This is a genomic window from Luteococcus sp. Sow4_B9, assembly GCF_052116585.1.
Taxonomy (GTDB): Bacteria; Actinomycetota; Actinomycetes; order Propionibacteriales; family Propionibacteriaceae; genus Luteococcus.
In genome coordinates, this window is the sequence record NZ_JBQKKT010000041.1 from 1 (window position 1) to 11,884 (window position 11,884).

Genomic DNA, 11,884 nt, shown 5'->3' on the forward strand with positions numbered 1-11,884 from the left:
CCCCCCCCCGCCCCCCCCCCCCCCCCCCCCCGGGCCGGTTATTCTCTATGAACCCGTGCCCATCGGTACGGACGACAACGACTGAGCGAGGATGAAGTGCCCATCGGCAAGGTGCGTTTCTACGACGCAGAGAAGGGTTTTGGCTTCCTGTCCAAGGAGGACGGCGGCGACGTCTACGTGCGCGCCAACGTGCTGCCCGAGGGAGTCACCTCGTTGAAGCCGGGCCAGAAGGTGGAGTTCGGCATCATCGAGGGTCGGCGGGGTGAGCAGGCGCTGAGCGTGCGACTGATCGACACGCCGCCGTCGCTGTCCAAGGCGGCCCGCAAGAAGCCCGAGCAGATGGCCGTCATCACGGAGGACCTGATCAAGCTGCTCGACGGCATCGGCAATGGCTACCGTCGCGGACGTCACCCCGAGCCCCGTCAGGCCAAGCAGATCGCCATGATGCTGCGCAAGGTTGCCGACGAGCTGGAGCTGTGATGGCCGCCCGGAGCAGCGCCCCCAAGGCCCCCAAGGCCCCCAAGCTGGACGCCGTCACCGCCGCGGCAGTGGATGCTGCCCGCGAGGCAGCCGTCGAGCACGCCGCCGACTTCGGCGTGGGTGAGTACCTGGGTGCCGTCGCGGAGGCGGATCGCGTCGTCACGCACCTGTTCGACTGCCCGCACCCCGGCTACCGCGGCTGGCGCTGGGCCGTGACCATGGTCCGGGCCTCCCGCGCCCGCGTCGCGACGGTCAACGAGATCGTGCTGCTGCCCGGCGACGAGGCGCTGCGGGCCCCGGGATGGGTTCCGTGGAGTGATCGCATCCAGGCCGGCGACGTGGCCCCGGGCACCCTGCTGCCCACCCCCGACAATGACCCTCGGCTGGAGCCGGGCTTCACCGGCGGCGAACTCGCGGCCGACGCCGACCCCGCCGAGTGGTCGGCCACGCGCGCGGTGGTCGCCGAACTGGGTCTGGGGCGCGAACGCGTCCTCTCCCAGCATGGCCGGGCCGTGGCTGCGGAGCGGTGGCAGGCGGGAGAAGCCGGCGCCGACAACCAGTCCAGCCGGCTGGCTCCCGCGGCCTGTGTGAGCTGTGGCTACTTCGTGCGTCTGCAGGGGAGCCTGGGCACCATGTTCGGCGCCTGCACCAACGAGTTCTCGCCCTTCGACGCGAGCGTCGTCTCCGTGGAGCACGGCTGTGGGGGACACTCCGACGTGGTGGCAGAGGAACGAGGCGTCGAGCTGGATGAGCCCGTCCACGACACCCTGGGGATCGACAACAACCTGTTCGACTGAGGTCTCAGCTGCGGCGGGCGCGACGGCGTGAGCACCACCAGATGCCCACCAGTCCCAGGGCCACGCCGCTGACGCCCACCCACAGCCACCAGTCCTGCCCTCGCTCACGCAACTGGTCGAGCCGGAGCGCCAGGACGACGGTGGCCAGCACCCACAGGGCGGTGCCGATCCGGGCCACCTGCACGCCGTCCTCGTCGAGGGGTCGGATGGGTGCCTGCACGAAGTGGTGCTCTCGCTGACCGTCGGGTGCGCTCATGGACCCGAGTCTAGGTCTGGGGCAACGGGCAATACCATGACGCCATGGTCACGAAGAATTCCCGGCCGGCCACTGACGTGCCGTCCGGTCAACCCAGTCATGCCCCCAACGGCGCCCTCGACCGTTGGTTCGGGATCACTCGTCGAGGATCCAGCGTGGGGCAGGAAGTGCGGGGTGGCCTGGTCACCTTCTTCACGATGGCCTACATCATCGCCCTGAACCCGATCATCATCGGCTCGGAGGCGGACAAGAACGGCAACCTCCTGTCCGGCATGCCCAAATACCTCGACGCCGCGAGGACCCAGGTGGACTGGGCCGCCGTGGCGGACACCAAGATGATGGTGGCTGCCGGCACGGCACTGGTCGCCGGCCTGATGACGATCCTGATGGGCGCCTGGGGCCGTTACCCGTTGGCGATCGCCGCGGGCCTTGGCCTCAATGCGATGCTGGCCTATGCGATCGCACCCCAAATGACGTGGCCACAGGCGATGGGACTGGTGGTCTGGGAGGGTCTGCTGATCACCGCGCTGGTGGTGACGGGGGTGCGCACCGCGGTCTTCCGGGCGGTGCCACCCGCGATGCGCACCGCGATCAGCGTCGGCATCGGCCTGTTCGTCACCTTCGTCGGGCTGCTCAATGCAGGCGTGGTGCGCAAGCCGGCGGGTTCGCCGCCCGTCGAGCTGGGCATCAACGGGTCGCTGATGGGCTGGCCCATCGCGGTGTGCCTCACCGGTTTCATCCTGCTGGTGGTGCTGTACACGCGCCAGGTGCGTGGTGCCATGTTGATCTCCATCCTGGGTGCCTCGGTGCTCGCCGTCATCGTCGAGGCGCTCGCCACGGTGGGTCCCACCTTCCAGCCCGACGGCTCCAAGAACCCCACGGGGTGGGCGCTGAACGTGCCGAGCCTGCCCAGCCTGTCCGACTTTGCCAGCCCCAGCCTGGGCACCCTGGGCAAGGTGGACATGCTGGGGGCCTTCAGCCCGAATGGTCACTTCGACCTCAAGATCTTCCTGGGGCTGCTCCTGCTGGTCTTCAGTCTGCTGCTGGCCGACTTCTTCGACACCGTCGGCACGGTCGTGGCCATCGGTCAGGAGGGCAATCTGCTCAACGAGAAGGGCAATCCCGAGCACCTGCAGGAGATCCTGCTGGTGGACTCGCTGGCGGCGATGGCCGGTGGTCTGGGCGGCGTGAGCTCCAACACCTCCTTCGTCGAGTCTTCCGCGGGTGTGGGTGAGGGCGCCCGCACCGGTCTGGCCTCGGTGGTCACCGGTCTGGCCTTCCTGCTCGCCATCTTCGTGACGCCGGTGGTGGACATGATCCCGTCGGAGGCGGCGGCCCCGGTGCTGGCCTTCGTCGGCTACCTGATGATGAGCCAGGTGGCGCACGTCAACTGGGATGACGTGGAGGACGGCATCCCCGCCTTCCTGACCATCGTGCTGATGCCCTTCAGCTATTCGATCAGCGTGGGCATCGGCGCCGGCTTCATCGTCTACTGCCTGATCAAGCTGATCAAGGGCAAGGCGAAGCAGGTGCACCCGCTGTTGTGGGGAGTCTCGGCACTCTTCGTCGTCTACTTCGCCCAGGGCATCCTGATGAGCCTGTTGGACTGACCGGTAGTACCATCGTGCCCGGACGTGAGTCTCCGGTCGGATGGGCCGGTTCCAGGGCCGGGCACCGTTGGGTGCCCGGCCCTCGTCATTCCACCCGTTGAATCAAGTGAGTTTTCTCACACGTGGGGGCGATATGTTGGATCCATGTTCACCAAAGTGCTGGTTGCCAATCGCGGCGAGATCGCCGTACGCGCCTTCCGCGCCGCCTACGAGCTGGGGCTGAAGACCGTTGCCATCTACCCCTACGAGGACAGGAACTCGGAGCACCGTCTCAAGGCGGACGAGTCCTACCAGATCGGCGAGCCCGGCCACCCGGTGCGCAACTACCTGGACATTGACGAGATCATCCGCGTCGCGAAGGACTGCGGTGCCGATGCGATCTACCCCGGCTACGGCTTCCTGAGCGAGAATCCGGATCTGGCACAGGCCTGCGTCGATGCCGGGATCACCTTCATCGGCCCGCCGCCGGAGGTCCTGGAACTGGCCGGCAACAAGGTGCGCGCCCTGGCCTCCGCCAAGGCGGCGGGGATTCCCACGCTGCGCTCCTGTGATCCGTCCACCGACGTGGAGTGGCTCACCCAGCAGGCCGACGAGATCGGCTTCCCGGTCTTCGTGAAGGCCGTTGCAGGCGGTGGTGGCCGTGGCATGCGCCGCGTGAACAGCCGCGAGGAGCTGGCCGAGGCGATGGGTGCCGCCATGCGCGAGGCCGAGAGCGCCTTCGGCGATCCCACCGTCTTCCTGGAGCAGGCCGTCGGACGCCCCCGGCACATCGAGGTGCAGATCCTGGCCGATCAGCAGGGCCATGTGATGCACCTGTTCGAGCGCGACTGCTCGATCCAGCGTCGTCACCAGAAGGTGATCGAGATCGCCCCCGCCCCGCACATCAGCGACGAGCTGCGCGAGGCCCTGTGCCGCGACGCCGTGAAGTTCGCCGAGTCGATCAACTACTCCTGCGCCGGCACCGTCGAATTCCTCGTCGAGACCGAGGGGCCGCGGGCGGGCGAGCACCACTTCATCGAGATGAACCCGCGCATCCAGGTGGAGCACACGGTCACCGAGGAGATCACCGACGTGGATCTGGTGCAGTCGCAGATGCGTATCTGCGGCGGCGAGAGCCTCACGGACCTGGGCCTGTCCCAGGACAGCCTTGAGATCCGGGGTGCTGCGCTGCAGTGCCGCATCACCACCGAGGATCCCGCCAACCAGTTCCGCCCCGACACCGGAACCATCACCGCCTACCGCTCGGCCTCGGGCGCCGGCATCCGCCTGGACGGCGGGACGGTGGCCACCGGCGTGGAGATCAGCGGGCACTTCGACTCGATGCTGGTCAAGATGACCGCCCGCGGACGTGACTTCCAGACCGCGATCAACCGCGCTCGTCGTGCCCTCGCCGAGTTCCGCATCCGCGGTGTGAGCACGAACATCGGCTTCCTGCGGGCCGTCCTGGACGAGCCCGACTTCCAGACGGGCGTCATCTCCACCGGCTTCATCGACCAGCGTCCCTACCTGCTGACGGCCCGCACGCCGGCCGACCGTGGCACCAAGATGATGCGCTGGCTGGGCGATGTGACGATCAACAAGCCCAATGGCGAACCGTTGACCAGCATGGATCCGGCGGAGAAGCTGCCAGCTGGCATCGACCTGTCCGGCCCTGCTCCCGCCGGTCCGCGCCAGCGGCTGCTGGAGCTGGGACCGGAGGCCTTCAGCCGAGCGATCCGCGAGCAGCAGGGCGTCGAGGTGACCGACACCACCTTCCGCGATGCGCACCAGAGCCTGCTGGCCACCCGCGTGCGCAGCCGTGACCTGCTCACCGTCGCCCCCTACTACGCCCGCATGCTGCCGGAACTGTTCAGTGTGGAGTGCTGGGGCGGAGCCACCTATGACGTGGCGCTGCGCTTCCTGGGGGAGGATCCGTGGGAGCGCCTGGCCAAGCTGCGTGAGGCGATGCCCAACACGCTGCTGCAGATGCTGCTGCGGGGCCGCAACACCGTCGGCTACACCCCGTATCCGACGGAGGTCACCAAGGCCTTCGTGCAGGAGGCCGCGGCCGTGGGCGTGGACGTCTTCCGCATCTTCGACGCGCTGAACGACGTGGAGCAGATGCGCCCGGCCATCGAGGCGGTACTGGAGACCGGAACCGCCGTCGCCGAGGTCGCCCTGTGCTACACCGGTGACCTGAATGATCCGGCGGAGAAGATCTACACGCTGGACTACTACGTGGAGCTGGCTCGCAAGTGCGTGGATGCCGGTGCGCACATCCTGGCGATCAAGGACATGGCCGGTCTGCTGCGTCCGCCGGCCGCCGTGAAGCTGGTCACCGCCCTGCGCGAGGAGTTCGGGAACATCCCGCTGGCGCTGCACACCCACGACACTGCCGGCGGCCAGCTCGCGACGCTGCTGGAGGCAATCCGGGTGGACGTGGACATCGTCGACGTCGCCAGCGCACCGATGGCCGCCACCACCAGCCAGCCACCGGCCTCCGCGCTGGTGATGGCGCTGGCCAACACGCCGTACCAGACCAAGCTCGATCCCCGGGCCGTCACCGAGCTGGAGCCCTACTGGGAGGCCGTGCGCAAGGTCTACCACCCCTTCGAGTCCGGTCTGCCGGCGCCGACGGGACGTGTCTACAGCCACGAGATTCCCGGCGGCCAGCTCTCCAACCTGCGTCAGCAGGCCATCGCGCTGGGGCTGGGGGAGCAGTTCGAGCAGATCGAGGCGATGTACGCCGCGGCCGACAAGATCCTGGGCCGTCCCACCAAGGTGACCCCCAGCTCCAAGGTGGTTGGTGACCTGGCGCTGCACCTGGTTGCCGTCGGGGCGGATCCGGCCGACTTCGAGCGCGACCCGCAGAAGTTCGACATCCCGGACTCGGTGATCGGCTTCCTCAACGGGGAGCTGGGGCAGCCGGAGGGCGGTTGGCCCGAGCCCTTCCGCTCGAAGGCCCTGGAGGGGCGTCGGACCCCACCGCGCATCACCGAGGTGCCCCAGGAAGACCTGGCGCTGCTGGCCGAGCCCGGCCGCACCCGCCAGGAGACGCTGAACCGGCTCCTCTTCCCCGGGCCGACGAAGGACTTCGAGACCTATCGCGAGACCTACGGTGACCTGTCCGCCATGCCGACCCTGCCCTACCTGTACGGCCTGAAGCCCGGGGTGGAGCAGAAGGTGGAGCTGGGCAAGGGCGTCAGCCTGCTCTTCGAGCTCGACGCGATCGGCGAGGCGGACAAGAAGGGCAAGCGCACCTTCCACGCCCTACTCAATGGGCAGCTGCGTCCCGTCCGGGTCCGCGACCGTTCGGTCAAGGCGGAGATGGCTGCCGTGGAGCGTGCCGACAAGTCCAATCCGGGCCATGTGGCGGCGCCCTTCGCCGGGGCCGTCACCGTGACGGTTGAGGCGGGTCAGCAGGTGGCGGCCGGCGAGACGGTGGCCACCATCGAGGCGATGAAGATGGAGGCGGCGATCACCACCCCGGTGGGTGGCACCGTCAAGCGTGTGGTGGTGCAGTCCACGACCCAGTTGGAGGGTGGCGACCTGCTCCTGGAGGTGGAGCCGCGCTGACTGCTCCTGGAGGTCGAGCTGCGCTGGGGGGTCAGACCCTGCCGTCGAGGATCACGAAGAGGTCTGGTTGGGGCCGTCCGCTGGTGCGGGCGGCCCCGCCCCATTCCTGGAAGCGGCCCAGGAAGACCGCCAGATCGGCAGCTCGGGCGTGGCTCTCGGGCAGTACCTCGGGCAGGACGGCGTCGAGTGCCTTGGCGGTGGCCAGCACATGGGCGTGCTTGCAGTAGCCCACGGTCATCCCGGGGGAGGGTCGCAAGGGGATCTGCGCGTCGAGCGCCATCAGCTTGCCGATCCCGTACTGGCTGGGCAGTCCGGCCCGGGTGAGCTCGAATTCCAACTGCTCCAGCTGCTGGCCGGTGCGCTCCAGACGGTGCTGGCCGAAGGCCCGGTGCGAGAGCCACCCATCGACGAGCTCCCACGACGCGTCGAGCCGTTCCGGTGCGACGAACCGCCCCGCGATGAGCGTCTCGACATCGGACGGCAGGGGTGAGCCATGGGGCACCAGCGGAGCGTGGGCGGGCCGCTTGAACAGCGGCCCCAGACGGTTGAGCATGCCGCGGCCTCCGCGCTGAGCGTCGGCGCCCGGTTGGGCTGCTTCCTGCGGACGGTAGGTGCGAAGGCTCTCCGCGGAGATGCGGCGCAGCATCCCGGCCACCGGGGCCGTGGCGCCGAACATGTCACGCACCTCATTGATGGAGATCGCGTAGAGCCGTGCCTCACCCATGGCCTCACGCTAGTCGATGACTCGCCGACGGGACAGGGGGCGGTGGGGGCGGTCGCGCCGGACCGCGGCCGGGTCACGGGGTGGATACTCTGGACGACGTGAATCCGAGGTCGCGTCGAATGGTCGTTTCCGGGGTGCTGGGCATCCTCGTGCTGCTGGTCGTGCTCGGAGCGGTGCTGCGCTGATGCAACGTCGGCGAGGATGGAGATCGTGATGGACCGCAAGACCGTCGGGCTTCATCGCCCCGTGCTGGCCGGCCTGGCCGTCGTCGCCCTGGCGGCGGGTCCGGTGGGCGTCGCCCGGGCAGACTTCAGCACGGATTCATCGGTCACGGAGGTGACCGGGATGGCGAGCGACACCACGCGTCAGGTCTACTGGATCGCGGACCGGACCACGCCACGGATCACCGCCGTCGGCCCCGACGGCAAGACCCAGGGGCACGTGCGCTACGCAGGAAAGCCCGTCGACGTCGAGGCCCTGTCCATGCGCGACGGCCGTGTCTGGATCGGTGACATCGGAGACCCCGACCAGAAGCGCAGCTCGGTCAATGTCTACCGGATCGGCGATCTGGGCTATGGCAGCACCGCCGCGCACCGGCACTACACGCTGACCTATCCGGATGGTGCTCGAGACGCCGGGGCCCTCATGGTGAGCCCCAAGGGGCGGCTCTACCTGGTGACGCGCGGTGCCGAGCCCGGGATCTACCGCGCCCCGGCCCAGCTGGCCAGCGGGGGCACGCCCAACCAGCTCACCCGCGTCGCCGATGCCCCGGCCAATGTGACCGACGCCAGCTTCACGGCCGACGGCACCCGCATGGTGCTGAGGACCCTCTCCGGGGTGCACGTCTACGACCCCTATGAGTTGAGCGAGACCGCGGCCGCGGCCGTGGCGGCCAAGGACCAGGGCTACGCGCTGGCGCCTGCCCTCAGCGGGACGGGACTGGTGCTCTCCGGGCTGCAAAAGCCGGTTTCCTTCAGCAGGGTCCCCCTGCCGACGACGCCACTGGCCCTGCCCGACGCGCCAGCCACCCCGACCACGGGCCAGACCAGCGCGAGCCCGTCGGCCACCGTATCGGCCAAGGCCGACGAGGGCACCGGGGCCGCGGCCCAGAACAAGGGCACCCTGTGGGCACTGGCCGCCGCTGCTCTGATCTCGATCGCCTCCGGAGCTGTGGTCGCGCTGAAGCGCTGACCTCCGGAGCCGGCTCGACCCCCCTGGGGTATTCGCTGTCAGGGTAATCCTTCGGCACGTGAGGACTGCTGCATTCCCCGCCCAGCGCCTAAGCTGCACGTGACGCACCCGTGCGCCGGCAAGGCGCCGAAGCACCGGCGTCGTGAATTCACCGACGAGTCCCGCCTGGGGCATCGTGGCTCCCCGGCTCCAGGAGGACAGGATGACGCACCGGATCGCCTGCGCACGCATGGTCATCGGCGAGGGGCCGGCAGCGGAGCGGACCCTGGTCATCGACGAGGGCCGGATCACCGCGGTGGAGGACGGCATCCATCCCGATGCCGTCCTGCTGGAGGGCTGGGTGGTGCCCGGTTTCGTCGACACCCACTGCCACGGGGCAGCGGGGGCCGACTTCACCGATCCTGACATGGACCACGTGCTGCGCGCCATCCTGCACCACCGGATGCACGGCAGCACCACCGTCTTCGCCTCCACGGTCACGTCGTCGGTGGAGACCCTGCTGGAGCACGTGGAGCGGCTGCGGCTGCTGGTGGAGTCCGGAGAGCTCGGCGGCATCCACATCGAGGGCCCCTTCCTCGCCGAACTGCGCAAGGGCGCGCACGCGGGGGAATTGCTGCAGGATCCCGACGATGACGTCATCGAGCAGATCATCCGCGCCTCCCATGGTGCGGTGAAGATGGTCACCCTGGCCCCGGAGCGGCAGCACGCGCTGGAGGCCACCGTCCGGTTGCGGGAGGCGGGAATCATGGCCGCCTTCGGGCACACGGATGCGGACACCGACCTGACCCGGGAGTCGATCGAGGCCGGCATGCACGTGGCCACCCACCTGTTCAACGCCATGCGCGGCATGAGTCACCGCGATCCGGGCCCCATTCCCGTCCTGCTGAACGACCCGCGGGTGACGGTGGAGCTGATCTGCGACGGCGTGCACGTGGACCGGGAGGTGATCCGGCTGGCGGTCAACGCGTCCCGTGGTGAACGGGTGGCCCTGGTCACCGACGCGATGAGCGCCTGCGGGCATGCCGACGGCCGCTACCAGCTGGGCGCCATGCCCGTGGACGTCACCAACGGCATTGCCCGGGTGCTCAATCTGGACGAGACGCCCGGTGCCATCGCCGGATCCACCCTCACCATGGACCGCGCCTTCGCCTTCCTGGTGGAGGCGGGATACCCGATCGAGCAGGTCTCCCTGATGGCGAGCACCAACCCGGCCCGCGTCCACCACCTGGATGAGGTGGGGCACCTGCGCCGCGGTGCCTGGGCCGATTTCTGCCAACTGGACGACTTGGGGCATCTGCAGGCCGTCATGCGTCGCGGCGAATGGCTAGACCGACCGAACTGTTGACATCATGGGCCCCGAAGACCTGTCCCGAGGAGCACTGCAGCCGTGAACGAGCTGATCGACACCACAGAGATGTATCTGCGGACCATCTACGAGCTGATGGAGGAGGGCATCGTCCCACTCCGGGCCCGGATCGCGGAACGTCTGCACCAGAGCGGGCCGACGGTCTCCCAGACCGTGGCCCGGATGGAACGTGACGGCCTGCTCCGGGTGCATGACGACCGCCGGATCGAACTGTCCGACGAGGGTCAGGACCTGGCCGTGGCCGTGATGCGCAAGCACCGCCTGGCCGAACGCCTGCTGATCGACGTGATCGGGCTGGAGTGGGAGCTGGTCCACGACGAGGCCTGCCGCTGGGAGCACGTGATCTCCGACGACGTGGAGCGCCGCCTGGTGGCCATCCTGTCCGATCCCAGCGAGTCGCCCTATGGCAACCCGATCCCCGGTCGGGAGGCACTCGGGGGGAGCGCCGACGGTGACTCCTTCCGCGACGGGGTGGTGTCGCTGGCCTCCGTGGCCACCGCCCAGGAGAAGCGGATGGTCCTGCGCCGGATGAGCGAGCACGTCCAGGCCGATCCGGAAACCCTGGCGGTGCTGGCCCAGATGGGCGTCGAGCCCGGCACCGAGATGACCGCCACGAAGCAGGGTTCCACCGTCATCCTGCAGCGCGGCGAACTGAGCTGTGAGGTCCCCCTGACCGTCGCTGCAGGTCTCTTCGTGGGGCGGGCATGATCCCAGCCTCGGCGCTGATCTCGCTGTGCGAGCAGCACTGGTACGACGCTGCGCTCTCGATGCTCGCACGGCGGGTCCGCGACGGGGACGATGATCCGGCGATCCTGGAGGCGCACCTGTTGGCCGGAGTGGCCCAGCGCGTGCTGGCACTGGACGCGGAGGACTTCGACGTGCTGGTGCCGGCCGTCGCCGATCGCCGTTGGGCTCCGCGGCTGGCGGCGAGCGGATTTCCGCACGGGCCCCGAGACCAGAACCGAGGCGCCTTGGGTTCGCTGGTGCCGCTCTACGAACTGATGCTGGAGGTGCTGAACCTGCGGGCAGAACGCGGGGAGCCCCAGAGCGTCGTGGTGACGGCCCACCTGATCGGTGAGTACCTGTGCCAGCTGGCCTGGGAGGGACGTCTGGGGCATGGCGGGGACCCACTGCAGCTGGCCGGCGCCGTCGGTGAACGGTGGGGCACCGATGATCCCGAGTGTCCCCACAACTCCGCGATGCGCGCCACCGCCAAGCGAGCCGTCAACGCCGCCCAGGGTGACCAGGTGGGATTCACCAGCTACTTGGACAAATTCCACTCCCGGCTGGGCGACACGCTGGCGGTGTGTGCCATGAACCACCAGACCATCGAGGCCGGGGAGCGTCCCGACGTCGGGCCCACCTGCCCCAATCCGTGTGGCTGGGCGCTGGAGGGCAGCCGTGCCAGCCGCCGCGACCTGGATGCCCGCTTGAGGTTGGCCCTGATCTACCTGGACAGCCCGGTGGTGGCCCTGCGCCACCATGCTCCCGTGGGGCACTTCTTCGGTGTCCCGTCGGTGGCGGAGATCTCCAATGGCTGGTTGCGCACCTGGGAGAAGCTGACCACCCAGTGGCCCGACGGTGAGAATCCGCTGATCGACGCCAGCTCCACGGACCCCGACGAGGCGCTCCCCGGCCTCAGCGCGCTGCTCTCCACCGTGGCGGGCCGTCCGATCGGTCCCGGGACCTTGCTGCACGAGATCGGCGACGACATCATCGCGGCCCTCCGCCGCGCCAGGGAGTGACAGGACCCACTCGCACGGGTGCGTCGCGCTCCGGCTGACTAGGGTGGAGTCAGTGTCAGGGTGGTGGCACCGCGATGTGTCGCGGTGGTTGGATCCTGATCACCAGTCGTCTGACTCGTAGGGTGTTTGCCTTCGTGGCGTTCATGCGTTTTGTCGGCGT

The 11,884-nt window shown here is 68.9% G+C and carries 10 protein-coding genes; 8 read left to right on the top strand and 2 right to left on the bottom strand.

Going from position 1 to position 11,884, the window contains the following annotated elements; translation table 11 throughout:
* Window positions 1–96 precede the first annotated feature (96 nt).
* Both ACTQ49_RS14605 and ACTQ49_RS14610 read left to right on the top strand, forming a co-directional pair.
* Window positions 97–480, top strand: coding sequence for a cold-shock protein (locus ACTQ49_RS14605; protein WP_441828567.1), 384 nt, complete (start codon window positions 97–99; stop codon window positions 478–480).
* Complete coding sequence (locus ACTQ49_RS14610) at window positions 480–1,277, top strand: DUF3027 domain-containing protein (protein WP_441828568.1); 798 nt, start codon at window positions 480–482, stop codon at window positions 1,275–1,277. The genes ACTQ49_RS14605 and ACTQ49_RS14610 overlap by 1 nt, the downstream gene beginning before the upstream one ends.
* Before the next feature lie 4 nt (window positions 1,278–1,281).
* On the opposite strand, the gene ACTQ49_RS14615 is transcribed toward ACTQ49_RS14610, so the two are convergent.
* The gene (locus tag ACTQ49_RS14615) at window positions 1,282–1,533 is read right to left on the bottom strand and encodes a DUF2530 domain-containing protein (RefSeq protein ID WP_441828569.1); all 252 of its coding nucleotides are present in this window, start codon (window positions 1,531–1,533) and stop codon (window positions 1,282–1,284) included.
* Between the two features lie 197 nt (window positions 1,534–1,730).
* Here ACTQ49_RS14615 and ACTQ49_RS14620 point away from each other — a divergent pair, with 197 nt between their 5' ends.
* Both ACTQ49_RS14620 and ACTQ49_RS14625 read left to right on the top strand, forming a co-directional pair.
* Window positions 1,731–3,143, top strand: a complete 1,413-nt coding sequence (locus ACTQ49_RS14620; RefSeq protein WP_441828575.1) for an NCS2 family permease — start codon at window positions 1,731–1,733, stop codon at window positions 3,141–3,143.
* 144 nt (window positions 3,144–3,287) lie between these two features.
* A complete protein-coding gene (locus ACTQ49_RS14625; protein WP_441828570.1) occupies window positions 3,288–6,698 on the top strand; it encodes a pyruvate carboxylase in 3,411 nt (1,136 codons plus the stop codon).
* Between the two features lie 31 nt (window positions 6,699–6,729).
* Here the strand turns inward: ACTQ49_RS14625 and ACTQ49_RS14630 are convergent, their stop codons facing one another.
* A complete protein-coding gene (locus ACTQ49_RS14630; protein ID WP_441828571.1) occupies window positions 6,730–7,422 on the bottom strand; it encodes a hypothetical protein in 693 nt (230 codons plus the stop codon).
* Window positions 7,423–7,632: 210 nt separating this feature from the next.
* Here ACTQ49_RS14630 and ACTQ49_RS14635 point away from each other — a divergent pair, with 210 nt between their 5' ends.
* From ACTQ49_RS14635 to ACTQ49_RS14650, 4 genes are all read left to right on the top strand, one after another.
* The gene (locus ACTQ49_RS14635; protein WP_441828572.1) at window positions 7,633–8,613 is read left to right on the top strand and encodes a hypothetical protein; all 981 of its coding nucleotides are present in this window, start codon (window positions 7,633–7,635) and stop codon (window positions 8,611–8,613) included.
* A gap of 202 nt (window positions 8,614–8,815) precedes the next feature.
* Entirely contained in the window at window positions 8,816–9,958 is a 1,143-nt protein-coding gene (locus ACTQ49_RS14640) for an N-acetylglucosamine-6-phosphate deacetylase (protein WP_441828573.1), read from the top strand.
* Window positions 9,959–10,027: 69 nt separating this feature from the next.
* Entirely contained in the window at window positions 10,028–10,687 is a 660-nt protein-coding gene (locus ACTQ49_RS14645) for a metal-dependent transcriptional regulator (protein WP_441828576.1), read from the top strand.
* Window positions 10,684–11,724, top strand: coding sequence for a hypothetical protein (locus ACTQ49_RS14650; RefSeq protein WP_441828574.1), 1,041 nt, complete (start codon window positions 10,684–10,686; stop codon window positions 11,722–11,724). Before ACTQ49_RS14645 ends, ACTQ49_RS14650 begins: the two co-directional genes overlap by 4 nt.
* Window positions 11,725–11,884: the final 160 nt, after the last annotated feature.

Excerpts from the sequence above, each read along its gene's own strand:
- ACTQ49_RS14610 (WP_441828568.1), top strand. The coding sequence starts at position 480 with ATGGCCGCCCGGAGCAGCGCCCCCAAGGCCCCCAAGGCCCCCAAGCTG.
- ACTQ49_RS14615 (WP_441828569.1), bottom strand. The coding sequence starts at position 1,533 with ATGAGCGCACCCGACGGTCAGCGAGAGCACCACTTCGTGCAGGCACCC.
- ACTQ49_RS14620 (WP_441828575.1), top strand. The coding sequence starts at position 1,731 with ATGGCCTACATCATCGCCCTGAACCCGATCATCATCGGCTCGGAGGCG.
- ACTQ49_RS14625 (WP_441828570.1), top strand. The coding sequence starts at position 3,288 with ATGTTCACCAAAGTGCTGGTTGCCAATCGCGGCGAGATCGCCGTACGC.
- ACTQ49_RS14630 (WP_441828571.1), bottom strand. The coding sequence starts at position 7,422 with ATGGGTGAGGCACGGCTCTACGCGATCTCCATCAATGAGGTGCGTGAC.
- ACTQ49_RS14640 (WP_441828573.1), top strand. The coding sequence starts at position 8,816 with ATGACGCACCGGATCGCCTGCGCACGCATGGTCATCGGCGAGGGGCCG.
- ACTQ49_RS14645 (WP_441828576.1), top strand. The coding sequence starts at position 10,028 with ATGTATCTGCGGACCATCTACGAGCTGATGGAGGAGGGCATCGTCCCA.
- ACTQ49_RS14650 (WP_441828574.1), top strand. The coding sequence starts at position 10,684 with ATGATCCCAGCCTCGGCGCTGATCTCGCTGTGCGAGCAGCACTGGTAC.